The following is a 24,230-nucleotide window of genomic DNA, read 5'->3' as shown; positions in this document are numbered from 1 at the left end:
TATGTTGCAAAGCGGTACGGCCCTACCCCATGTGGTCGTCGTGCTACGGCAATATGAACTGGTCGACCGCGTGCTCGACTACGACCCGGACGCCGACGAGGCGCTGCTCAACCGCGCCTATGTCTTTTCGATGCAGGCGCACGGATCCCAGAAGCGCGCCAGCGGCGACCCCTATTTCAGCCACCCGATCGAGGTGGCGGGCATCCTCACCGACCTGAGGCTGGACGACGAGACGATCGCGACCGCGATCCTGCACGACACGATCGAGGATACGGTCGCGACGCCGGAAGAGATCACCCGGCTGTTCGGCGCCAACGTCGCGCGGCTGGTCGACGGCGTCACCAAGCTTTCCAAGATCGAGGCGCAGAGCGAGAACGAGCGCGCGGCGGAAAACCTGCGCAAGTTCCTGCTCGCGATGTCCGACGACATCCGCGTGCTGCTGGTCAAGCTCGCCGACCGCCTGCACAACATGCGCACGCTCCATCACATCCCCAAGCCCGAGAAGCGGCGGCGGATCGCGAAGGAGACGATGGACATCTATGCCCCGCTCGCCGAGCGGATCGGCATGTACGAGTTCATGAAGGAGATGCAGACGCTCGCCTTCGAACAGCTCGAGCCCGAGGCGTATGAATCGATCAGCAAGCGGCTGGAACTGCTGAAGACCGGGGGCGGCGACCGGATCGCCAGGATCGCCTCCGGCCTCCGGCTGCTGCTCGGCCGCGCCGGCATCGAGGCGGAGGTCAACGGCCGGGAAAAGCATCCCTATTCGATCTGGCGCAAGATGAGCGAGCGCCACATCAGCTTCGAACAGCTGTCGGACATCATGGCGTTCCGCGCGATCGTGCCGACGATCGAGGATTGCTATGCCACGCTGGGGATCATCCACCGCCGCTGGCCGATGGTACCGGGGCGGTTCAAGGACTATATCTCCACCCCCAAGCGCAACGGCTACCGATCGCTCCACACGTCGGTGATCCACGCCGACAATGCGCGGATCGAGATCCAGATCCGCACCCCCGACATGCACGCAGAGGCCGAATTCGGCCTCGCCGCGCACTGGGCATACAAGGAAAAGAAGGTCCGCGCCGACAGCCAGCACAGCTGGATCGCCGACCTGGTCGAGATCCTGGAAACCGCGGGCAGCCCCGAAGAGCTGCTCGAACATACCCGCATGGCGATGTACCAGGATCGCATCTTCGCCTTCACCCCCAAGGGCGAGCTGATCCAGCTGCCCAAGGGCGCGACGCCGATCGATTTTGCCTATGCGGTTCATACCGACCTCGGCGACCAGGCGGTCGGCGCGAAGATCAACGGCCGCGTCGTACCGCTGTCGACGGTGATCGAGAACGGCGACCAGGTGCAGGTGCTGCGCTCCAAGGGGCAGGTGCCGCAGCCCGGCTGGCTCAACTTCGCGATCACGGGCAAGGCGCTGGCCGGTATCCGCCGCCATCTGCGCCACAAGGAACGCGACGAACTGATCGCGCTGGGGCGCAAGCTGTACGACGATATCGTCCAGCGGCTGCCCGCGACGCTGGGCGGCGACGCGCTCGACCATGCGCTGATGCGGCTGAAGCTCCCCGACGAGGCGGCGCTGATGGCGGCGATCGCGCGGCGCAGCGTGTCGGACGCGGCGGTGATGGAGGCGCTGATGCCGGGATCGGCGGGGGCGGACGTCGGCCTGCTCGCGCCCCAGTCGCGCGCGATCTCGATCAAGGGGCTGACCGCGGGTGTGGCGTTCGACCTCGCCACCTGCTGCCATCCGGTGCCGGGCGACCGCATCGTCGGGCTGCGCCGCCCGGACGCGGGGATCGAGGTGCATGCGATCGATTGCCCGGTACTCGCCGAACTGGCGGAGCGCGGCGCGGACGAGACCGACTGGGTCGACGTCGACTGGGGCGACAAGAGCGACGGCGCCGTCGCCCGGATCGCGGTACAGGTGAAGAACGAACCGGGCGCGCTCGGCATCGTCTCGACGATCATCGGCGCGCACCGCGCCAACATCATCGCGCTACGGCTCGATACGCGCGATTCGATGTTCCACACCAACGTCATCGATGTCGAGGTGCACGACATCCACCAGCTGATGCGGCTGCTCGCGGCGCTGCGCGCGGCGGATGCGGTGAACGCGGTCGACCGGGTCTGACGACGGGGGCCCCGCGCATCGCGCCGCGCGCCCGGAGCGTCTTTCGCGTCGACCGGACGGCGGTGGCGGACCGTTTCGTGGCGCAATGGATTTCGCGCGGAGGCGCGGAGGACGCGAAGGCGTTGCGCCCGGCGCCATCGTCGATCGTGCCGGCGGCGGCCGGGTGTCGGTCGTGCAAGGGGTTTCGCGGCTCACGGGGGCGATGCGGACGGATGCGGGCACCACGGGGAAGCACGCGCCGCGCGCCCGCGAAACCCTGTTACGCCAGCAGCCCCAGCGCGATCAGGTCGCGGCGCAGCGTCGGTTCGTCGGTGAAATGCAGCGCGATCAGGCCGACATCGCGGGCGCCCGCGACGTTCGCTTCATTGTCGTCGATGAACACCGTCCGTGCCGCCTCCAGCCCGAACCGGTCGAGCGCGAGGCGGTAGATCGCCGGATCGGGCTTCACCAGCTTCTCCACCCCCGACACGACGACGTCGCGGAAGCGATCGAACATCGCCGCCTCGCGTGCGCGGAACGGCGGCCAGAATTCATGGCTGAAGTTGGTGATCGCGAACAGTGGCACGCCCGCGGCGTCGAGTTCGTCGACCAGCGCGGGCATGCCGGCGACGGGCGCACCGATGCTGTCGAGGAAGCGCGGCCCCCAGGCGGCGATCAGCGCGGCGTGCTGCGGATACAGCGCCGCCAGCTCCGCCGAGGTATCGACGAAGTCGCGTCCGGCATCGTGCTGGAAATGCCATTCGTGCGTGACGACGTCGCGCAGGAACGCATCAAGCGCCCGATCGTCGTCGATCAGGCGCCTGTAGAGGATCCGCGGATCCCAGTCGTACAAGACCCGGCCGACATCGAAGATGACGGCCGTGGGCAGCGCCAAGCGGCTTAGCCCTGGCGCGCCTTGAAGCGGCGGTTGGTCTTGTTGATGACGTAGGTGCGGCCGCGGCGACGGATCACGCGGTTGTCGCGATGACGGTCCTTGAGCGACTTCAGGCTATTGCGGATCTTCATGATCGATTCGCTTCTTTTCGAAATTGACGGTGTCGGTGAAAGCGCGAGCGCCTAAGACCCGGGCACGCAATAGTCAAGCAACGCCGGGCGCGTTAGAGCGTTTCGCACAGGCAGTCGCAAAGGTGAACATCCGTCATGACCATCCGTCCGTTCCTGGCCCTCGGCATCGGTGCCGCGGCGCTCGCCGGCTGCGCGACCACCGCGCCGCTGCCGCCGATGGAGGTCGTCCGCTACCACCTCGGCGAGCCGATCGCGCGCGGGACGATCGCGGTCGAGCCGCTGTCGGGCGGCGCCCCGGCCAGCCTGGAATTCAAGACCTATGCCGCCGCGGTGCAGGGCGAATTGCTCAAGAACGGCTATAGCGTTCCCGCACAGGGTGCGACGCCCGATTACGTCGCGAGCGTCGGCTTCACCCGCACCAGCCGCGAAGGGCCGCCGCGCCAGTCGCCGATAAGCATCGGCATCGGCGGCGGCGGGTTCAGCGGCGACCGGCGCGGCGGTGGCGGCGTCGGCCTGGGTGGCGGCATCGGCTTTCCGATCGGCAGCCGCCGCCCGACGCAATTGCTCGTCGCGGAACTGTCGGTGACGATCAAGCGACGCGTCGACCAGTCGCCCGTCTGGGAGGGCAAGGCGCAGGGCATCAGCGACATCAAGGGCGCGGACCAGCAGGCCGCGCAGCTCGCGCGCGCGCTGTTCACCGGCTTCCCCGGTGCCTCGGGCCGCACCATCACCGTCAAGTAACCGTTCCAGCAGAGTAAAACGCACCACCATGACCATCAGCATCAATGCCGCCTTCGACGGCGGCAACATCCGCGTCGTCGCCATCGACGGCGACCGCGTCGATCTGGAAATCGTCGCCGATCGCCAGTCCGATTTCTTCCAGTGGTTCTACTTCCGCGTCGCCGGCGCGCACGGGCGGCGGCTGACCTTCCGCATCGTCAACGCGGGTGCCTCCGCCTATCCGTTCGGCTGGCCCGGCTATCGGACGCGCGCGAGCGCCGATCGCCACACGTGGCGGATGATCGATACGCGTTACGACGACGGCGTGCTGTCGTTCGATCACAGCATCGATGGCGAGCTCGCCTGGTTCGCCTATTTCGCGCCCTATACGATGGAGATGCACGACGATCTGGTGGCGCGCATTGCTGCCCGGCCCGGCGTGACGCACCGCCAGCTCGGCACCTCGCTCGACGGGCAGGCGATCGACTATCTGCGCATCGGCGACGGGCCCAAGCCGGTATGGCTGTACGCGCGCCAGCATCCCGGCGAATCGATGGCGGAATGGTGGATGGACGGCGCGCTCGACTGGCTGACCAGCGACGCCGCCGCGCCGCTGCTGGCAAAGGCGACGGTGCACGTTGTGCCGAACATGAACCCGGATGGTACGCGGCGCGGGCATCTCAGAACCAATGCGGCGGGTGTCAACCTCAACCGCGAATGGCACGCGCCCTCGCCCGAACGCAGTCCGGAAGTTCTGTGCGTCCGCGATGCGATGGACGAGACCGGCGTCGCCTTCGCGATCGACGTGCATGGCGACGAGGCGATTCCCGCCAATTTCATCGCCGGCTACGAAGGCATCCCCAACTGGACCGACGATCACGGCGCCAAATTCTACGCCTTCGGCGACCGGCTGGCCGCGCACACCCCCGATTTCCAGGTCGGCAAGGGGTATGAGAAGGCGAGCGCGGGCAATGCCAACCTGTCGATGTCGACCAACCAGCTGGCGCAGCGGTTCGGTGCGGTGTCGGTGACGCTGGAAATGCCGTTCAAGGACCACGACCCCAATCCGGATGCCGAATTCGGCTGGTCGCCGGAGCGCAGCCGCCGGTTGGGCGTATCGTGCCTGGAGGTGCTGACCGCGATGATCGACGAGATCTGATGGAGATCCGCCGCGACGATCCGGCCGCGCCGCACGTCGCGGCGCTGCTCGCGCACCATCTGCGCGAAGTACGTGGCGAGATGGCCGCCTATGCTTTCGCGCTGGATGCTACCGGCCTGTCCGCGCCGGACGTCACCTTCTGGACCGCATGGCGCGACGATGCGCTGGCGGGCTTCGTCGCGCTGAAACGGCTCGACGCCGCGCACGGCGAGCTGAAGTCGATGCGGGCGGCGCCGACGGCGATCCGCACCGGCGTCGGCCGCGCACTGCTGTCGCATGTGATCGCGGAGGCCCGTGCGCGCGGCTATCACCGGCTCAGCCTCGAAACCGGCACCGCTGCGCTGCACGCCCCCGCGGTGGCGCTGTACCGCGGTGCCGGCTTCGTCGACACGGACGCCTTCGCCGACTATCGCCCCAGTCCGTACAACCAGTTCCTCACCCTCCACCTCCGGGAGTCCCGATGCCGCGCCTCGTCCTGATCCGCCACGGCCAGTCCAGCTGGAACCTCGAAAACCGCTTCACCGGCTGGTGGGACGTCGACGTGACCGACAAGGGCGCCGCCGAGGCGCGCGCGGCGGGCGAGCTGATGGCGGCGCGCGGCCTCGATTTCGACATGACCTTTACCTCGCTCCAGACGCGGGCGATCAAGACGCTCAACCTCGCGCTGGAGGCGATGGGGCGATTGTGGCTGCCGACCGAAAAGGACTGGCGCCTCAACGAACGCCATTACGGTGGCCTGACCGGGCTCGACAAGGCGGAGACGGCGGCGAGGCACGGCGACGAACAGGTGCACATCTGGCGCCGCAGCTTCGACATTCCGCCGCCGGTGCTGGAGCCGGGCAGCGCCTATGACCTGTCGCAGGATCGCCGCTATGCCGGCATCGCGATCCCCCAGACCGAAAGCCTGAAGGACACGATCGCCCGTGTCCTGCCCTATTACGAGAGCCGGATCGCACCGATGCTGCGGGACGGGCAGCGGGTGCTGATCTCCGCGCACGGCAATTCGCTGCGCGCGCTGGTCAAGCACCTGTCCAACATCCCCGACGACGCGATCACCCGGTTGGAGATCCCGACCGGACAGCCGATCGTGTACGAGCTGGACGACGCGCTGGTCGCGACGGACCGCTACTACCTCAGCGAGCGCTGACCCGCCCGGGGCAATCGGCGCGCCCGATTGCCCTCCCCACCCTCCCCCGCTAGGTGCGCGCGATGGAACATCCGCTGGTCGGTATCATCATGGGCTCGACGTCCGACTGGGACACGATGCGCGGCGCCGCCGACGTGCTCGCCGAACTGGGCGTCGTGCACGAAACGCAGGTGGTGTCGGCGCATCGCACCCCCGACCGGTTGTACGATTATGCGAAGGGTGCGGCGGGGCGCGGGCTGAAGGTGGTGATCGCCGGGGCCGGCGGCGCCGCGCACCTGCCCGGCATGGCGGCGGCGATGACGCACCTGCCCGTGCTGGGCGTGCCGGTGCAGAGCAAGGCGCTGTCGGGGCAGGATTCGCTCCTGTCGATCGTACAGATGCCCGCCGGCATTCCGGTCGGCTGCCTTGCGATCGGCAAGGCGGGTGCGGTCAACGCCGGGCTGCTCGCCGCGGCGATCCTCGCGACCGGCGATCCGGCGCTGTCGGAGCGGTTGCAGGCATGGCGGCAGCGGCAGACCGACGCGGTCGCGCGCGAGCCCGCGTGATGCTGGCGCCGGGCAGCACGATCGGCATCCTGGGCGGTGGCCAGCTGGGGCGGATGCTCGGCGTCGCCGCCGCGCAGCTGGGTTATCGCACCCACGTCCTCGCGCCCGACCGGGAGAGCGTCGCCGCGCAGACGGCGTCCAGCCTGACCCGCGCCGACTATCACAACCGCATCGTCCTCGCCGACTTCGCCGCCGCCTGCGACGTCGTGACCTACGAATTCGAGAATATCGCGCTGACCCCGGTCGAATGGCTCGCCGCGCGGGTGCCGGTCCATCCGCACCCCCGCGCGCTGGCGGCGGCGCAGGAACGGATCGCCGAAAAGCGTTTCGTCGAGCAGGTCGGCGGCCGGCCGGCGCGCTGGGCCGCGGTGGACAGCCGCGAATCGCTGGACGCCGCATTGGCGCACGTCGGCACGCCCGCGGTGCTCAAGACCGCGCGCTTCGGCTATGACGGCAAGGGGCAGGTGCGGCTGCACAGCCCCGCCGACGCCGACGCCGCCTGGGACGCGATCGGCGGGCCGGCGGTGCTGGAGGCGTTCGTCGCGTTCGATCACGAATTCTCTATCCTGATCGCACGCGGGCAGGACGGGACGACCGTCCGCTACGATCCGCCGCACAACGTCCATGTCGACGCGATCCTGCGCACCTCGACCGTGCCCGCGCCGCCGGCGATGCTGGCGCAGGCGGACGAGGCGACCGACCTCGCCTGCCGCATCGCCGCGAAGCTCGACTATGTCGGCGTGCTCGCCTGCGAATTCTTCGCAACCGCCGACGGGCCGGTGTTCAACGAAATGGCGCCCCGCGTGCACAATTCCGGGCATTGGACGATCGAGGGCGCGGAAACGTCACAGTTCGAAAACCATATCCGCGCGATCTGCGGCCTGCCGCTGGGCAGCACCGCGCTGACCGGGCGGCGGGTGACCCTGGAAAACCTGATCGGCACCGATGCGTGGGCGCCGGCGCTGTCGGAACCGGGCGCGCACCTGCACCTGTACGGCAAGGGCAGTGCGCGACCGGGTCGCAAGATGGGGCATGTCACGCGCATCGCGCGGTAACCTGACGACCCTCGTCTATCGGTTCGCGCGGAGGCGCGGAGGACGCAGAGGCATTGGACAGGGCGCCTGTCGGCCCCTTCCCTCCTGACGGTCGTCACACCCGATGGCGCCGCCGCCAGCACATCGTCTCTGCGTCCTCGGCGCCTCCGCGCGAACACATCCCGTCTTCCTCCCCTCCGCGTCCGAGCGCCTCACACAGCGAAGACCGGTAACGGTATGCGTCGCACCCTCAGCCTTTCGCGATCCAGTCGTCGCCGATGGTGCGCAACACGTCGAGCGGCACGCGGCCGTTCGCCAGCATCGCGCCGTGATAGCGTTTGAGGTCGAAGCGCGCGCCCATCCGCGCCTTCGCCTTGTCGCGGATCGCGACGAAGGTGGCGTGGCCGAGCTTGTAGCTCGCCGCCTGACCGGGGTTGACGGTGTAGCGATCGATCTCGCGCCCCGCGTCGCCTTCGGTATCGCCCTGCGCGTCGATGAAATATTGCACCGCCTTCTCGCGGCTCCAGCGATAATGGTGCAGGCCCGTGTCGACGACGCAGCGGTTGGCGCGGAACAGCTGTGCGACCAGATAGCCGCAACGGCCGGCGGGATCGTCGTCGTACATGCCGATCTCGTCCGCGAGCTGTTCGGCGTAGAGCGCCCAGCCTTCGCCGAACCCGGAAAAGCCCCCGAGCTTGCGGATCAGCGGCAGCCGCGTGTTGGTGAGCGCGAGCCCGCTGTCCATCTGATGCCCCGGCAATCCTTCGTGATAGGTCGTCGTCGCCAGCGCGAACTTCGGCCAATCCGCGCTGTCGCGCAGGTTGAAATAGACGAGGCCGGGGCGCGATCCGTCGAGCGAGGGCGCCTGCGCGAAGGCGCCCGCCGCGCCCGCCTCGGTCTGCGGCGGCACGCGGCGCACCTCGAACGCATAGGTCGGCATGCGTTCGAACACCGCGGGAAGGCGGGTGCGGATCGCGGCGAGCCGGTCGTTGCAATAGGCGATCGCCTGCACCTTGCCCGCGTCGGTGTTGGGATAGAGGTAGCGCGGGTCGCGCCCCAGTGCCGCCATGCGTGCGCCGACCGGCCCCTTGCTGTAGCCGAGCTTGCGCAATTCGGCGTCGAGCCGCGCATCGAGCGCGCGCGCCTGATCGAGGCCGAAGCGGTGGACCTCTTCGGGTGACAGCGCGGTCGTGGTGTTGGCCTGCAACGCGGCGGGGTAGAAGGCAGCACCCTGCGGCAGCTTCCAGACGCCGGCATCGTGCGTCGCCACCGCGCGCATCGCACGCGCCGCCGCGATCTGGCGGTCGAGCGCGGGCAGCACCTGCCCCTCCCACAGCTTTGCGGCCTGCGCCGCGGCGGTATCGCCCAGCCCCTTCGCGGCGGCACGGCGGCGCAGCGACTGCACGACCAGCGCGTCGCCGGCGGGCACGCGCAGCTTCGCCATCTGCGCCAGCGCCAGGTCGAGGATATAGTCGGGCGGCACCACGCCCGCGCCGGCGTCGCGCCGCATCCGCCCGGTCTGCGCATCGATCTGCTCGGCGAAGGCCGCGACGCGGCGGACATAGGCGTCGGCATCGCCCGCCGTCTCGATCCGGTGCTTGGTGTCGAGGAAGTCGGGGACCGACTGATAGGCGCCCGATTGCTGGGACACGACATAGGGGCTGGGGCCATAGGCGGAGCCGCCGAAATCGAACGCCTGCGTCCGCGCCGCGCTTTCGCGGGTGTAGAGGGCGCAGTCCAGGTCGATGCGACGTTCGGGGCTCAGCGCGGCGCGGTCGATCGCCTTCAGCCGCGCCAGTTCGTCGCGCGTCGCCGCCTTCGCCGCCGCCACCCCGGCGAGCGACTGGTCCGACAGTCGCGCGCGCAGATCGGCATTCGCGCCGGTATCGAGCCCCAGGTTGGTCGCGAATTCGGGGCTGCGCCGCAATTGCGCCTGGACGAAATCGTCGAACGCGGCGTCGAGGGCGGCTTCCGCCCCGGTAGCCGCAGCCGCCGCGGGCAGCGCCGCGACGCCGGCAACCGCGGCACCGCCGGCAAGGACCGCGCGGCGCGGCACGCCGGAGGCGCGCGGATCGGCGTCGGACAGGAAACGGTTCATGGCGGCAGACCCCCGGAATGCAAAACGGCCCGCCCTCCCCCACGGGGAAGGCGGGCCGCCATGTGACGCGATTATCGCGCCGGGATCAAGGACGTGCGCGGATCAGCCGCGCTTGCCGGACAGCGGGAAGCTGCCGAACGCGCCCGCGCCGACCGTGCCGGTCAGCGTGTCGCCGTCCGCGGTCGCCTCGCAATCGAGCGTCATCGGCATCGGCACGGTCATCTGCTGCTTCCACGTGATCGTGTTGCCCGACACCTCGCCGCTCACGTCGCTCGACCCCATCGCGCCCGAGGCGGTGCCGGTGAAGGTCGATCCGTCGCTGTTCACGGTCAGCGTCAGGTTCTGGTCGCCCAGCGGCGATTTCACGGTGCAGTCCCAGCTGCCGTCGACGTCTGCCATCGTGTCTCTCCTTACTTGGCTGTGGTCGCGGCGCCACCGGCGACCGCGCTTGCCGGCACGACCTCGACCGGCAGGCCCAGGCTGTCAAGCTGCGGCTTCACCTTGGCGGCATCGCCGACGACGACCCAGGTCATCTTGGCGGGATCGATCGTCCGCGCCGCTGCGGCGCGCAGCTCGGGCAGCGTCATCGCACGGTATCGCGTGGTGATCGATGCATAATAATCGTCGGGTCGCTTCAGCAGGTCGTTCTGCTGCATCGCGCCGAGCACCGCCTGCGACGTTTCGAACTGGCCGGGCAGCTGGAGCATCGCGCCGTTGATCGCGAGCCCGAATTCCGCCTCGGTCATCGGCTTGGTGGTGACGAACTGCGCGATGTCGTCGCGGGCGGAGGCGAGCGACGGCCCGGTCTTGTCCGCCTGCACGCCCGCCCGCATCACATAGGGCGCGGCATATTCCGACGTCTGGAACCCGCCGCCCGCGCCATAGGACCAGTGCTTTTCCTCGCGCAGGTCCATGTTGATGCGGCTGAGGAAGCTGCCGCCCAGCGCATCGTTGACGGTGTTGAGCACGAGCAGGTCGTCGGTGCCCTTCAGCCCGGTGCGCTGGCCGCCGACGATCATCGACTGCGGGCTGTCGGGCCGGTCGATCAGCACGATGCCGGGCCGGATCGGCGCCTGCGCCGCACCGAACGCCTTGGTGCCGGCCGCGCCGGTTCCCTTCCAGTCGCCAAAGCGCGATTCGAGCGCGGCCTGCACCTCGGCCAGCGGACGGTCGGACACGACGAACAGCTTGGCCTTCTCGGGCCGCAACCACGTCTGCTGGAAGCTGCGCAGATCGGCGGGGGTCAACGCCGCAACCGCCACGGGATCGCCGCTGCCCTGCGCCTTTTCATAGGGCGAGCCGGCGGCGAGCACGCGCGTCGTCATCCGCTGCGCGAGCGCACCCGGATTGGTCAGCTCCTGCTGGATCTGCGCGACCTGCTGCGCCTTGAAGCGGGCGACCTCGGCATCGGCATAGGCGGGACGGCGCGCGACCTCGGCGAACAGGTCGAGCGCGGGGCCCAGATTGGCGCTCGGCACGCCCATCGACAGCGTGCTGCGGTCGTTGCCATTGCCCGCGCCCAGCTGCATCCCCAACCGCTCGCGCGCCTCGGCGAGCGCATTGACGTCGTAATGTTCGGTGCCCTCGTCGAGCATCATCAGCGCGACCTGCTGCGTGCCGAGCTTGCCCGGCACGTCGGCGGCATAGCCGGCATCGAAGCTCAGCACCGCCTGCGTCACCGGCACCGCGGCCCGCTGCGCATAGACCAGCTCGATCCCGTTCGACAGCCGTGCGCGCTCGACCTTGGGGAAGGTCAGCGCGGTGACGGGGCCGACCGCGGGAATCGTGCCGCGGGTGCCCTTCACGGCCTGTTCGGGGGCGGCGACGACGTCCTTCTTCGGCGGCACCTGCGCCTCGGCATAGGCATCGCGGGCGCCGGGAACGACGGTGATCGCCAGCACCGGGCGCGCCAGCCAGCGGTCCGCCGCGGCCTTGACGCTCGCCGGCGTCTGCGCCGCGAGCGCGGCAAGCTGTTTCTTGTAGAAGCCCGGGTCGTTCGAATAGAGCGCGCCCTCCGCCAGCGCGACGGCCTTGCCGCCGAAGCCGCCGACCGCCTCCAGCCCGCGCACACGCCCCGCGACGCGGCTGGTCACGAAGCGCGACACCTCGTCCGCGGTCGGGCCGGTGCGCAGGAAGTCCGCCGTCACCTCGTCCAGCCGCTTCGCCGCCAGCGCCGGATCGACGCCCTGACGCACCAGCCCCTGGATGGTGAAGGTGCCGACCTGCGCGAAGGCGCTGTTGTCGGCGGACAATTGCGTGAACAGCTTTTCCTTGCGGACGAGCTCGTTGGCGAAGCGCGACGACGCCATGCCGCCGAGCACGCCGGCCGCGACCTCGAGCGGGGCGGCATCCTTGTCGTTGAGGCCGGGCACCGACCAGTTGCGCGTGACCATCGTCGCGGCGACGCGATCCTTCAGCGTCACCGCCTTCGCCGCCGGCAGCGTCACCACCGGCGCGGCGGGGAGCACGCTCTTGGGCCCTGCCGCGATGCCGCCGAAATACTTTTCCACCAGCGGCCGGGCGGTGGCGACGTCGATGTCGCCGGCGAGCACCAGCACCGCGTTGTTCGGGCCGTAATGGCTGCGGAACCACGTCTTGACGGTGTCGAGGCTGGCCGCATCGAGGTCGGCCATCGAACCGATCGTGTCGTGCCCGTACGGATGCGTCGTCGGGTACAGCCCCTCGGTCACCGCATAGTCGAGCAGGCCATAGGGCTGGTTGTCGCCCTGTCGCTTCTCGTTCTGGACGACGCCGCGCTGCTCGTCGAGCACCCCTTGCGTGATCGCGCCGAGCAGATAGCCCATGCGATCCGATTCGAGGAACAGCGCGCGCGGCAGCGCCGCGGTCGGCACCGTCTCGAAATAATTGGTGCGATCGTAATAGGTCGTGCCGTTGAAGTCGGTCGCGCCGACCTGCTTCAAGGGCGCGAAGAAATCGCCCGGCGCATTTTCCGACCCGTTGAACATCAGGTGTTCGAACAGGTGCGCGAAACCGGTCGAGCCCTTGGGTTCGTGCTTCGAGCCGACGTCGTACCACACGCTGACCGCCACGACGGGCGCCTTGCGATCGGTATGGACGACGACGCGCAACCCGTTCTTCAGCGTAAACTGCTGAAAGGGAATGTCGATCGCCTTGACGAGGGCCGATACCGGCGCCGCTTTCACGGGCGCGGGCGGCGTCGTCTGCGCGTGCAGCGGTGCGACGAACGCCAGCGATGCTACGCCGGCGAGCGCAAGAAACTTCGTCATGATGGCCGTGGTCCCCGAATGGTCTTGAACGACTGTGCTGGCCGAGCATAACACCGGCGCCAATACTGGCAAGCGGACCGCGTGTGTTTTTCTCGGTCCGGCGACCTCCCGGAACCAACCGTAACGGAGCCCGGGGCTTGTGTTGCACAATGGCAACACTACATCCGGACGCATCGCAACAGGGGCTGACATGAACCTCGAGAAATTCACCGATCGCGCCAAGGGCTTCCTCCAGTCGGCGCAGACCGTCGCGATCCGCATGAACCATCAGCGGATCGCCCCCGAACACCTGCTGAAGGCGCTGCTGGAGGACGAGCAGGGCATGGCCGCCGGGCTGATCGCCGCGGCCGGCGGCGACGCGCGCCGCGCGGTCGCCGACACCGACGCCGCGCTCGCCCGCATCCCGGCGGTATCCGGGTCGGGCGCGCAGCAGACGCCGGGGCTCGACAACGACACCGTCCGCGTCCTCGACCAGGCCGAACAGGTCGCGCAAAAGGCGGGCGACAGCTTCGTCACCGTCGAACGGCTGCTCCTCGCGCTCGCGCTGTCGCCGACGACCGCGGCGGGCAAGGCACTGAAGGCGGCGGGCGTCACGGCCGAGGGCCTGAACGCCGCGATCAACGACCTGCGCGGCGGCCGGACCGCCGACACCGCCTCGGCGGAGGACCGCTACGACGCGCTCAGGAAGTTCGCGCGCGACCTGACGCAGGCGGCGCGCGACGGCAAGCTCGACCCCGTCATCGGCCGCGACGAGGAAATCCGCCGCACGATCCAGGTGCTCGCCCGCCGCACCAAGAACAACCCCGTCCTCATCGGCGAACCCGGCGTCGGCAAGACCGCGATCGTCGAGGGGCTGGCGCTGCGTATCGCCAATGGCGACGTCCCCGACGGCCTGAAGGACAAGACGCTGATGGCGCTCGACATGGGCGCATTGATCGCCGGCGCGAAATATCGCGGCGAGTTCGAGGAGCGGCTGAAGGGCGTCATCGACGAGGTGAAGGGCGCCGACGGCCAGATCGTGCTGTTCATCGACGAGATGCACCAGCTGATCGGCGCGGGCAAATCCGAAGGCGCGATGGATGCGGGCAACCTGCTGAAGCCGGCCCTGGCGCGCGGCGAGCTGCATTGCGTCGGCGCGACCACGCTCGACGAATATCGCAAATACGTCGAGAAGGACCCCGCGCTCCAGCGGCGATTCCAGCCCGTGTTCGTCGGCGAACCGACCGTCGAGGACACGATCAGCATCCTGCGCGGGCTGAAGGAGAAATACGAGCTGCACCATGGCGTGCGGATCACCGACGGCGCACTGGTGTCCGCGGCGACGCTGTCGAACCGCTACATCACCGATCGCTTCCTGCCCGACAAGGCGATCGACCTGATGGACGAGGCGGCGTCGCGCATCCGCATGGAAGTGGAGAGCAAGCCCGAGGAGATCGAGACGCTCGACCGGCGCATCCTGCGCCTCAAGATCGAGCGGGAGGGATTGCGCCGCGAAACCGACGACGCGTCGCGCGACCGTTTCGCGGGGCTGGAGGAGGAACTCGCCAATCTCGAGCAGCAGTCCGCCGGACTGACGCAACGCTGGCAGGCCGAAAAGGACAAGATCGCGGGCGAAGCGAGGTTGAAGGAGCAGCTCGACGCCGCGCGGCTCGAGCTGGAGCAGGCGCAGCGTGCCGGCGACCTCGCCAAGGCGGGCGAGCTCTCCTACGGCCGCATCCCCGCGCTGGAAAAGCAGGTCGCCGAGGCGGCCGGCGCGACCAAGGGCGCGATGCTGCGCGAGGAGGTGACTGCGGACGACATCGCCGGGGTGGTCAGCCGCTGGACGGGAATCCCGGTCGAGCGGATGCTCCAGGGCGAACGCGACAAGTTGCTGCGGATGGAAGAGGTGATCGGCAAGCGCGTCATCGGCCAGGCGGACGCGGTGCGCGCCGTGTCCACCGCGGTCCGGCGCGCGCGGGCGGGGTTGCAGGATCCCAACCGGCCGCTCGGCAGCTTCCTGTTCCTGGGGCCGACCGGCGTCGGCAAAACCGAGCTGACCAAGGCGCTCGCCGAATTCCTGTTCGACGATCCCAACGCGATGGTGCGCATCGACATGAGCGAATTCATGGAGAAGCATGCGGTCGCGCGGCTGATCGGCGCGCCTCCCGGCTATGTCGGCTATGAGGAAGGCGGCGTGCTGACCGAGGCGGTGCGGCGCCGGCCGTATCAGGTCGTGCTGTTCGACGAGGTGGAGAAGGCGCATGGCGACGTCTTCAACGTGCTGCTCCAGGTGCTCGACGACGGGCGGCTGACCGACGGCCAGGGCCGCACGGTCGATTTCAGCAACACGCTCATCATTCTGACGTCGAACCTCGGCTCGCAATACCTGGCGAACCTCGAGGACGGGCAGGACGTCGAAACCGTCGAGCCGCAGGTGATGGAGATCGTGCGCGGCCATTTCCGCCCCGAATTCCTCAACCGGCTGGACGAGGTGATCCTGTTCCACCGCCTGGGCCAGGATCATATGGCGCCGATCGTCGACATCCAGGTCGCGCGCGTCGACCGCCTGCTCGCCGACCGCAAGGTGACGCTGGACCTGACCGATGCGGCGCGCGCGTGGCTGGGACGGGTCGGCTACGACCCGGTCTACGGCGCCCGCCCGCTGAAACGCGCCGTGCAACGCTATCTGCAGGATCCGCTCGCCGACCTGATCCTGCGCGGCGAGGTGAAGGACGGCGCGGTGGTCTATGCCGACGAAGGCGATGGGAAGCTGGTATTGCGGGTGGAGTGACGCCCCGCGGCTGCGATTCGGACAACGGGTAACGAAGGGCGGGTCGCCGGACCCGCCCTTCTTTGTTTTCCTCGTTTTGGATCAGAAGTTGATATCGACTCCCAACCGGACATAGCGGGGCGCCTGATATGCGGTCGGCTGACCGTAATTCGGATCGGGAATATAGCTCGTCGGCAAACCATTCGCGCCCGTAACCACGTCAAGATCGCCCAATTCGTAACGCTTCGTAACGGCGCGCGAATTCAGCAGGTTAAAGACGTCGGCGCGTAGGGTCACCGTACGATCCGCGATTGTCGGGCTGAAGCTCAGCTGTAAGTTGAACGACGAGTACCAATCCGTTTTTTGAGCGGTACCGCGGGCACTGGGCTGTCCTCCGCAGTAATGGGAAGCCGCCCCATAGCCATCAGCAAATACGTCGGTCGGATGCCAACCAAAACAGCTCTGTGGACGCGGTGAGTAGACCAAGGTATTCAGACCGATATTAAATGCATCAACCTTGATGTTGCCGTACAATTTTAACTGATGGCGCCGATCGTTTGGCAGATATCCGTAGGAATAATCGACGAACCCGGGCTGATCGAAATCCTGCGTAATACCAGAATCGGCCTGGACGAAGTCGGATTGCACATAGCCTTCTGAATTACCCTTGCTCTTCGACCAGGTGTAGCTGCCGCCTACTGCGAACAAACCATCGAACCGGCGATCAAAGGTAAACACGACAGCGTCATATGTGCGCTTCGCCTTACCGTATCCCAGCTGATCCGCCGTAAGAGTTACAGTACGGTTGTTGATATTGTAGCCATTCGCAAGCAAATTAACCGTAATGTCGCTCCCCGGATTGTTGATGACGTACTGGTGGAAGCCGGTAAAGATGCTTGAGCACGGTACGGAAGCTCCGCCGCCGGTCGGCGTTGCCCGGACATTATTGGCCGCACAATAGGCGTTGACCGCAGCATCGATGGCCGAATCCTCGGCCGTGCGGTCGAGATTACGGTGCGTATACGAAAGCCCCAGCGTCCACAGTCCGACCTTCTGCTCATATCCAACGTTGATCTCGGTCTGGCGGGTCGCCTTCAGGTTGCTCGCAAGAGCCTGCGTCGTGTCGATATCTGCGCCATCACCTGTGACGAGGCAGTTCGTGGTTGCGCCATTCGGGATAAGAGCAAACGGACATGCCGTCTGATAAGTCCCCTGATTGGTGACCAATTGGGTGAGGTTCGGCAACCCCGCCGCGTTCAGACCGCTGAAATTGTACCGCTGACGAAAGTAGAATGACGGCGCACCCTGACGGAACGCGGTGTTGCTCGCAATCGGGAGGTAGGTCCAACCATAGGAACCATAAAGCTTACCCGACTTGTCTCCGAGCAACTGGTAAGTCGCACCGACACGAGGGGCATAATTTTTTGTCAGATTGGCAATAGGATTACCACTCGGTTTGTTGACACGAAAATCATCGCGACGAGCTCCGAGGTTAAGCGTCAGCCGGTCGAACAGCTTCCATTCGTCCTGAATATAATACGCCTTGTTCTTCGCTTTGAACGTGCCTCCGGTGTTGAAATAGTTTAGCTCGACAACGGGACCGCCGACGTTTGACGCACGTACGATATATTGGATGCCACCGTTACCCAGTATGGCGCCGTACGCCGCTGGCGAGATCGCACCATTGGCAAGTTCGTATGCGCCCCCATTGCGTACCGTCACCCGATTGAGCGTATTGATTTCCTGGTCGTAACCGAACCGAACGTGATGATCCCCCAAAACGGAGAACAGCAGATCCGCATCGGCGCGGAAGAACCTCCGCTCGGTATTATAAGGATCCGAAGTGCCATTAACGCGTTGCCCGTTATAGAAGCCGCCGTTTGGAACGCCATACACAGCGGCGCCGGAAGCATTCGAAAAAGAAGGAAGATTGCCCGCACCGGCCACGCTGACGTTGTCGAAACGGTCCCGAACGCGCCCGTACGCCGCCGATACCGTGAACCAATCGGTCATGCGGCCGGTATATTTTCCAACGTAGTTCAACCCACCGCCATTGAACGCAGTCCCTGCCGTGGCCGTGCCATAGGTGTTGACGCCGTTGACGATCGAATATGGCAGGTCCGATCGGACCGTCGTATTACGCGTATCGAAAACCGTCGCCTCGAAATGCTGGCTGTCGATGGGGAAAGCGTCGACCTTTACGCCCCAGAAGGGATCGTCATTGCGCCGACTGTAGGCAGTACCGGCGAGCGGCAAATTCTGCAGGCTCTTGGTCCGTTGGAACTGTGTCATCCCGTATACGAAAAGGTGGTCGGGGATCAGCGGCCCACCGGCCCCGAGCGTCACCAACAGGCTGTCCGATGTGTCGGCAGCGACATTGGAATTCCGCACGTATGCCGAACCGTTATAGGCCAGCGTATCCTTGGACCGAGACCGTAGGAACTGAGGCGCCCAGTCGATATGGGCTTCTGCCTTGAATTCGTTTGTGCCAGCCTTGCTGACCGCATTGACGATGCCGCCGGTTGCACGCCCGAATTCTGCGGGATACCCCCCCACCTTCGTTTCTACGGACTGATAGAAATAGAAGGGCACAGCCGCCCCGCCGAGATAGTTGTCGAAATTAGTAAGATTCAAGCCGTTGAGATAGTAGGCGTTTTCCGCGGGCGACGAACCACCGATGGCGGCCAGGTTTCCAAAGCCGCCATCGCCGATCGTCGTGTTCGGAGCGAGGAGGACGACCGAAGTCAGGTCGCGGCCCAGGGGTTTGGTCTGAATAAAGTCGGCAACATCGACGTTGAGTCCGGTGGTGGATCCGGTGAACGCCGAAACGGCTCGCGAGCCGACGACGACGATCTCTCCACCACCGGCAGCGCCCAGTCGAGGATTGATCTGGGCCGCCTGCGACGCGCGAATGGGAATGCCATCAGCCCGCCAGCCAGAGGTATTCGGCGACTCGACGACTACGTCATAGCTGCCGCCCGGAAGGCCATTGATCTGGAACGCGCCGGTCGAACTGCTGGTCGCGGTCCGAGTGGTCCCTTGTGATACCGACGTGACCCGGATGGTGGCGCCCGCAACACCATTTCCGCTGTCGTCCGTTACGGTCCCCTGAATGGCGCCAGACGTATAGTCCTGTGCCGAGGCGGGCGTGACGGCAGCACAACCGGCAATCCCAGCCCCGATCAGCGCCAACGCCTGTAGCGCAGTGCCGGCGCGCAGCGATGTGCGCGTAAATTCAAATACCTTGTGCATGCGTTTCCCTCGCTTGTCCCGAACGGGTCGATACGTTTTCACGACCCGGTTCCGGGCACCCCCGACAAACCCGGCGCTCGCGTTGGAGCGCGAAGCGTCGCGACGGAATGCATCATGTCCGATATGGGCGCAAACCCTCCATCGCTTGCGGTATGGAATTGACTTCGACCTGTCACACAAACGACACAGTATCCCCGGGCGTATTTAAGTGGGTTATGAGAACCCCGGCACAAAGCGTTTTGTGTCGGTCAAATGTTCGGCCCGCTGATGCTGCGCGGTAATCCGCCTTTAGCTCTGACATCTAAGCCGCTGATTCACGGAATTTATTGCATTGTTCTGTGATACTTAGCGTGTGGCTCAACATCGTACGCAGCAGCACAAAGGCGGCTCCCTCGACGCCGTTGGCTCCACCATCGGTCGGCTAGGAATCGCGACCGACGCGCGCTGCCGCATCGAAAGCAACGGATCGTCGGCAGACTTGGGCCAGGCAGGTCGCGAAGCCTGGTGGAATATCGGGGTCGGGGGAAGGTTGGCGGCATGCGTCATGCCGACCGACAGGAATTGCGCGGCATACGCGGCGATTGATTGGCCGATTGATTTTTGCGTCGCTGAGGGCCGAGACGCGACGCTCGCCTTGCAGATGAAAAAGGCGGTCCGGCGAAAGCGCAAAAAAAAGGGCGGGTCGCAGGACCCGCCCTTTTCGTTCATGTGACGAACGAGCGTTAGAAGTTGAACTTCGCGCCTGCGCGATACTGGCGACCGAAGATGCCGTCGCCGCCCTGCACCGCGTTGTACAGATACGCGCCGTAGGTGACCGGATCGATCGGGGGGAGGCGGTTGAAGATGTTCAACGCGTTCACGTAGAACGAGAACTTGTCGTTGACCTTGAACGTAGCGTTGGCGTCGGCCGTGATATAGCTCTTCACACGGCAGCCCGAATAGGCCGGCGCCTGACCGCAATCCTTGTACGCATCGCCCTGGTCCATCGCCGACAGGTCGTAACCCGACGTATAGTTGACGGTACCGGTAACCGCAAAGTCGCCGAAGTCGAACGTGTTGGCCCAGTTGCCCTTCCACTCGAACGTGCCCGAACCGGCAGTCAGATTGAAGTTACCAAGCGTGTCCACGTAGGTCTGACGAACGCCGTCCACGGTCGTGCTCAGCTCCAGGATAAGGCTGGCGTTGAGGTTCGTGGTCCACTTGACGCCACCGAAGTCGACGAAACCGTTCGCCCCGAAGTCGATGCCCTCCGACTTGATCGTCTGGGCATTGATCAGCTGCGAGCGGACGAAGGCGATCTTCGGCGTCGCGGTCGGGTTGTTGACGTCGACGGCGTCCGGGATGACCTCGAACCCCGTCGGAATGGCCGATCCCGCATAATAGGCCGCGATGGCCGGCGAGAGATCGGGCGTCGTGATCGCGCCCGTCTTGCGGATGTTGTAGTAATCGACGGTCAGCGACAGGCTGCGGATCGGGTCGAACTTGATGCCGGCCGTGAAGCTGCGCGACTTCTCGGGCTTCAGGTTCGGCGAGGCAAGCGTCGTCTGACCGATCGAATAGCCGGTGATGTAGGCCGAGCAGTTGGCGGGCGTGTTCGCCGTACAGATCTGACCGGCACCGGGGTTCGTGCTGTACTGGCGCAGGAATGCGGCAGGAATGCTGGTCAGCTGCTGCGTCACGTAACCCGTCGTCGGCAGGGCGTTCGCCTCGCCGAACGAAGGGATACGGAAGCCGCGCGAATAGGTGCCACGGACCGTGATCTGACGGATCGGGTTGAAGATCGCGCCCACCTTCGGCGAGAAGGCGCTCTGCCCGCTCGAATAGTGATCGTACCGTCCCGATGCGTTGACCGTCAGCTGGTCGAGGATCGGCGCGTTGATTTCGCCGAATGCCGAGGTCACCGTACGGTTGCCGCTGGTACCGAACGCGTTCTGGCGGAAATAGCGCTGCGTCGGGCCGTTGGTGTCCGGGTTGCCGCTGGGCGCATCGACCGCTTCGTAGAACACCGATCCGCCGACCGCGACGCGCAGGTCACCACCGGGAAGGGCGAACAGCGCCTTGCCGAGCGTAAACTGCGCCTGATACAGATCCGAGGTGCTGTTGGTGATGTTCTGCGGCGTCAGGTAGTCGCGCACCGCCTGGCTGTTCTGGTCGGGATTGATGAAGTTGTAGCTGCCGTCCGCGATGACGTCGAGCAGGTGCTGGATGTAGACGTAGCCATCGGTGCGACGACGCAGGTCGGTGTGCATCGCGGTGCCGTCGACGCGGTAGTCGACATCGCCGAAGACGGTGCCGTTGACGCCGATGGCGGCGCGATACACGCGGCTGCGGGTTTCGTTGAATTCACGCTCGTTGGCGAGCGTGCCGACCAGACGCGCAACCTGGCCCTGGGCCGCGAACGGGTTGTTCGGGTTGAGCGTGCCGTTCGCCGCGGTGCATGCGGCGGTCGTGTTGCGCGGGCAGATGTAGACCGGCAGCGCGAGGATGGCCGACCGCGGATCGATCGCCGGCGTCGCGTTCTGCGACGTCGAATATTGCGGGAACAGGATGCCCGCAGGAGCATTGGCGCGGATGGTCGCAGGAACGCCCGTGTAGCTGGACGTCGACTGCTGGAAGTTGACCTGCAGATACGCTTCCGACGAATCGCCGAGCTTGGCGGTGAAGCGGGCCGAACCGCCGAACCGCTCCTGGTCCGGGGTCACGTTGCCGTACAGCTTCTGCGTATCGACCTGGCAGACGGTCGACGGCGCGGTGGCGTTGATCGGCAGCGCCAGCTCGGTGGCGGTCGGGTTGTACGGGTTGCCGACGCGGCATCCCGCCGCCGGATTCAGCAGCTGGTAGCGGCCGAGCGCGGTGGTGTTGGTCGCATTGGCGGGGCGGACGTAGAAGGTGCCGGTGCCGATCGCGAAGCCGTTGGTGAACGCGTTGTTCGCGTCAAGGCCGTTGGCGATGTTGTTCGGACCGCAGACACGCGAGCCGGTGCGATCACCGCAAAGGCCGCGCTCGTCGCTGGTGTTGAACGGCGCCGGCAGCTGCGATGCCTGCACGCCTTCGCTGCGATAATAGAAACCGCTGATATAGGCGTTGTAGCCCTTTTCATCGAGATCGCCGGTGCCGGCAGTCAACGACAGACGCTGGTTGGCGTTGTAGCCGCGTTCTGCGATGCCGGCTTCCGCGCGGCCGCTGACGCCCTGGAACGAACGCTTGGTGATGATGTTGACGACGCCCGCGATGGCGTCGGCACCGTAGCTCGACGATGCACCGTCGCGCAGGACGTCGACCCGCTCGACGATGTCGTCGGGGATCGTGTTCAAATCGACGAAGTTGCGCGAACCGTCATCCGACAGCGGATAGTACGCGGCGCGCAGGCCGTCGAACAGGACGAGCGTCGAGTTGGTCGAGAGACCACGCAGCGAGACCGACGAGGCGCCCGAGGCGAAGGCGCCGTTGGCGGTGAATGAGTTGGTGAGCGCAGGGCCGTTGTTCGACGACAGCGCCTGAATGCCTGCCTGCACCGTGTTGATGCCGCGCGCGTCGAGGTTCTCGGTCGTGATCGTGCTGACCGGCGACGGGCCGGTGTCCGCACCGCGGATGATCGAGCCGGTGACGACGATGTCGTTGCCGGCGGCATCGTCCTGCTCGGGCGCGGGCGTCTGTGCCTGGGCGGGCGCTTCCGGCGGGGTCGCCTGCTGCGCGCTCGCCGGCGTCGCGATGGCGAATACGAAAGGCGTGGCGGCTGCGAGCAGCGCGGCCTTAAGCGTCAAGGTCTTGTCGAAAGTCACGGTAAGTCATCCCTCGCTTACCCCGCAGCGGCGCCCCGCTGTGACGGTGCCGGCTCGGGGTGTTGCCAAGCCCCCTAAGCCGCGGCGCGGCCCCGAAGAGACATTGAGCGGGAATGATGGTCAGTCATGCTGCTGTAAAGCGCCTGGACATCACCTGAATGGAGTTTGGCCACGGGTGTCGCAGAAAGGTCACATATTATGTCCAATATCGACATGTAATTGAGATGCAAGAGAGCAAAAGTGCCTTCGGATAGAGATTGGCGGCAGTTGTGACAGCTTGGTGCCTACATCGCCCCCGCAGCCAGCATCGGATCCAGTCGCGCGTCGCGCCAGCGCAGGCTCCAGTGGAGGTGCGGCCCGGTCGCGCGGCCGGTCATGCCCACCGCGCCCACGATCTGGCCCTGGCGGACGTGGTCGCCGACGCGCACGTCGATCCGTGAGAGGTGTAGGAATGCGCTGTTCAATCCCTGGCCGTGGTCGATCATCAACAGGGTCCCCTCCAGCGTGAAGGGGCGGTCCGCGGCGAGGATGACGACGCCGTCGGCGGGGGCGGCGACCGGGGTGCCGGTCGGACGGGCGATGTCGGTGCCCGAATGATAGGCACCGGGTTCGCCGCGATAAATGCGCTGCGCACCGAACAGGCCGGAGATGCGGCCGGTCGCGGGCCAGCGGAACGGCTGTCGCCAGCCGTCGGCGTCGGTGACGAGCGCGCGGGCGGCGGCGATCCGGGCAAGCTCGGCGGGGCGCAGCTGGGCCATCACGGGGTCGGGGGCGGGAAACCGCGGCAGCGTCGCGAGCCGTTCGATCCGCCACGCGCGCGGCGCCACCGCAATCGGCTGGACGATGCGGCGGCCATCCGCGGCCGTCGCGGCGAGCAGCGCCAGCGGTCCGGCGTCGCGATCGAAGCCGATGGGAAAGCGGCCGTCGGGCGCCGGCGACAGGGCGACGCCGTCGAGCGTCACCGCGACGCTGCCCGCCGGCGCCACGACCTGGATCAGGCCGCCCTGCACCGCGGTTCCGGTCCAGCGGAACCCGGCGCCGGCCGCCACCGGAGCGGGCGATCGCGCGCCGGCATCGACCTGCAGCGCGGCGCCCGGCGCGGCGAGCGTCAGCGCCGCCAGCGCCGCGACCAGCCTCATCGCGGCGCGAGCGCCTCGCTGGCGAGCTCGGCGCTCGCGAACGCCTCTTGCCGGGCGACACTCCAGTAGCGCAGCAATTCCAGCGGGATGCGGGCACCCGTGCTGCCGCAGACGACATGATCGCCGGGGCTCAGGACGCGAAAGCCGTTGGCCATATAGTGGAGCCGGGCGGGGCGGGCGGAATTGGATACGAGCATGGATGCGGTCCG

The 24,230-nt window shown here is 66.7% G+C and carries 18 protein-coding genes; 9 read left to right on the top strand and 9 right to left on the bottom strand.

Annotated elements, in window-relative coordinates; translation table 11 throughout:
* Nucleotides 1–40: 40 nt before the first annotated feature.
* Nucleotides 41–2,143, top strand: coding sequence for a RelA/SpoT family protein (locus tag LPN01_RS10555; protein ID WP_262828367.1), 2,103 nt, complete (start codon nucleotides 41–43; stop codon nucleotides 2,141–2,143).
* A gap of 259 nt (nucleotides 2,144–2,402) precedes the next feature.
* Here LPN01_RS10555 and LPN01_RS10550 read toward each other — a convergent pair whose 3' ends face one another.
* Both LPN01_RS10550 and ykgO read right to left on the bottom strand, forming a co-directional pair.
* A complete protein-coding gene (locus LPN01_RS10550; protein ID WP_262828361.1) occupies nucleotides 2,403–3,017 on the bottom strand; it encodes an HAD family hydrolase in 615 nt (204 codons plus the stop codon).
* Between the two features lie 5 nt (nucleotides 3,018–3,022).
* Nucleotides 3,023–3,148, bottom strand: coding sequence for a type B 50S ribosomal protein L36 (gene ykgO / locus LPN01_RS10545; RefSeq protein ID WP_003046794.1), 126 nt, complete (start codon nucleotides 3,146–3,148; stop codon nucleotides 3,023–3,025).
* A gap of 135 nt (nucleotides 3,149–3,283) precedes the next feature.
* Between ykgO and LPN01_RS10540 the strand changes: the two genes are divergently transcribed.
* The 6 genes from LPN01_RS10540 (at nucleotide 3,284) to LPN01_RS10515 (ending at nucleotide 7,774) form a co-directional block, all read left to right on the top strand.
* Nucleotides 3,284–3,889: a DUF4136 domain-containing protein gene (locus tag LPN01_RS10540; RefSeq protein ID WP_262828360.1), complete on the top strand. Its 606-nt coding sequence runs from the start codon at nucleotides 3,284–3,286 to the stop codon at nucleotides 3,887–3,889.
* A gap of 28 nt (nucleotides 3,890–3,917) precedes the next feature.
* Nucleotides 3,918–5,027, top strand: coding sequence for a M14-type cytosolic carboxypeptidase (locus LPN01_RS10535; RefSeq protein ID WP_262828359.1), 1,110 nt, complete (start codon nucleotides 3,918–3,920; stop codon nucleotides 5,025–5,027).
* Nucleotides 5,027–5,506: a GNAT family N-acetyltransferase gene (locus LPN01_RS10530; RefSeq protein ID WP_262828358.1), complete on the top strand. Its 480-nt coding sequence runs from the start codon at nucleotides 5,027–5,029 to the stop codon at nucleotides 5,504–5,506. Before LPN01_RS10535 ends, LPN01_RS10530 begins: the two co-directional genes overlap by 1 nt.
* Nucleotides 5,488–6,174 (top strand): 2,3-diphosphoglycerate-dependent phosphoglycerate mutase, encoded by a 687-nt coding sequence (gene gpmA / locus LPN01_RS10525; protein ID WP_262828357.1) that lies wholly within the window; start codon nucleotides 5,488–5,490, stop codon nucleotides 6,172–6,174. The genes LPN01_RS10530 and gpmA overlap by 19 nt, the downstream gene beginning before the upstream one ends.
* Nucleotides 6,175–6,236: 62 nt before the next feature.
* Nucleotides 6,237–6,719: a 5-(carboxyamino)imidazole ribonucleotide mutase gene (gene purE, locus LPN01_RS10520; RefSeq protein WP_262828356.1), complete on the top strand. Its 483-nt coding sequence runs from the start codon at nucleotides 6,237–6,239 to the stop codon at nucleotides 6,717–6,719.
* Nucleotides 6,719–7,774: a 5-(carboxyamino)imidazole ribonucleotide synthase gene (locus tag LPN01_RS10515; RefSeq protein WP_262828366.1), complete on the top strand. Its 1,056-nt coding sequence runs from the start codon at nucleotides 6,719–6,721 to the stop codon at nucleotides 7,772–7,774. The genes purE and LPN01_RS10515 overlap by 1 nt, the downstream gene beginning before the upstream one ends.
* A 229-nt stretch (nucleotides 7,775–8,003) precedes the next feature.
* Here the strand turns inward: LPN01_RS10515 and LPN01_RS10510 are convergent, their stop codons facing one another.
* From LPN01_RS10510 to LPN01_RS10500, 3 genes are all read right to left on the bottom strand, one after another.
* Nucleotides 8,004–9,851: a DUF885 domain-containing protein gene (locus tag LPN01_RS10510; protein ID WP_262828355.1), complete on the bottom strand. Its 1,848-nt coding sequence runs from the start codon at nucleotides 9,849–9,851 to the stop codon at nucleotides 8,004–8,006.
* Between the two features lie 102 nt (nucleotides 9,852–9,953).
* Nucleotides 9,954–10,250 (bottom strand): hypothetical protein, encoded by a 297-nt coding sequence (locus LPN01_RS10505; RefSeq protein WP_262828354.1) that lies wholly within the window; start codon nucleotides 10,248–10,250, stop codon nucleotides 9,954–9,956.
* An 11-nt stretch (nucleotides 10,251–10,261) separates the two neighbouring features.
* A complete protein-coding gene (locus LPN01_RS10500) occupies nucleotides 10,262–13,099 on the bottom strand; it encodes a M16 family metallopeptidase (protein WP_262828353.1) in 2,838 nt (945 codons plus the stop codon).
* A gap of 190 nt (nucleotides 13,100–13,289) precedes the next feature.
* Here LPN01_RS10500 and clpB point away from each other — a divergent pair, with 190 nt between their 5' ends.
* Nucleotides 13,290–15,869, top strand: coding sequence for an ATP-dependent chaperone ClpB (clpB, locus tag LPN01_RS10495; protein WP_262828352.1), 2,580 nt, complete (start codon nucleotides 13,290–13,292; stop codon nucleotides 15,867–15,869).
* 81 nt (nucleotides 15,870–15,950) lie between these two features.
* Here clpB and LPN01_RS10490 read toward each other — a convergent pair whose 3' ends face one another.
* Nucleotides 15,951–19,100 carry a carboxypeptidase regulatory-like domain-containing protein gene (locus tag LPN01_RS10490; RefSeq protein ID WP_262828351.1) on the bottom strand — a complete coding sequence of 1,050 codons (3,150 nt, stop codon included), beginning with the start codon at nucleotides 19,098–19,100 and terminating at the stop codon, nucleotides 15,951–15,953.
* Between the two features lie 352 nt (nucleotides 19,101–19,452).
* Here LPN01_RS10490 and LPN01_RS10485 point away from each other — a divergent pair, with 352 nt between their 5' ends.
* The gene (locus LPN01_RS10485; protein ID WP_262828350.1) at nucleotides 19,453–19,812 is read left to right on the top strand and encodes a hypothetical protein; all 360 of its coding nucleotides are present in this window, start codon (nucleotides 19,453–19,455) and stop codon (nucleotides 19,810–19,812) included.
* 10 nt (nucleotides 19,813–19,822) lie between these two features.
* On the opposite strand, the gene LPN01_RS10480 is transcribed toward LPN01_RS10485, so the two are convergent.
* The 3 genes from LPN01_RS10480 to LPN01_RS10470 form a co-directional block, all read right to left on the bottom strand.
* Nucleotides 19,823–22,882 carry a TonB-dependent receptor domain-containing protein gene (locus LPN01_RS10480; protein WP_262828349.1) on the bottom strand — a complete coding sequence of 1,020 codons (3,060 nt, stop codon included), beginning with the start codon at nucleotides 22,880–22,882 and terminating at the stop codon, nucleotides 19,823–19,825.
* Nucleotides 22,883–23,166: 284 nt separating this feature from the next.
* A complete protein-coding gene (locus tag LPN01_RS10475) occupies nucleotides 23,167–24,021 on the bottom strand; it encodes a M23 family metallopeptidase (RefSeq protein ID WP_262828348.1) in 855 nt (284 codons plus the stop codon).
* Nucleotides 24,018–24,218 carry a DUF2093 domain-containing protein gene (locus tag LPN01_RS10470; RefSeq protein ID WP_262828347.1) on the bottom strand — a complete coding sequence of 67 codons (201 nt, stop codon included), beginning with the start codon at nucleotides 24,216–24,218 and terminating at the stop codon, nucleotides 24,018–24,020. The genes LPN01_RS10475 and LPN01_RS10470 overlap by 4 nt, the downstream gene beginning before the upstream one ends.
* Nucleotides 24,219–24,230: the final 12 nt, after the last annotated feature.

It is taken from the genome of Sphingomonas sp. A2-49 (genome assembly GCF_025548555.1).
Classification (GTDB): Bacteria; Pseudomonadota; Alphaproteobacteria; order Sphingomonadales; family Sphingomonadaceae; genus Sphingomonas.
Note: the sequence above shows the minus strand (reverse complement) of the source record. Positions and strands in the feature narration are given on the sequence as shown.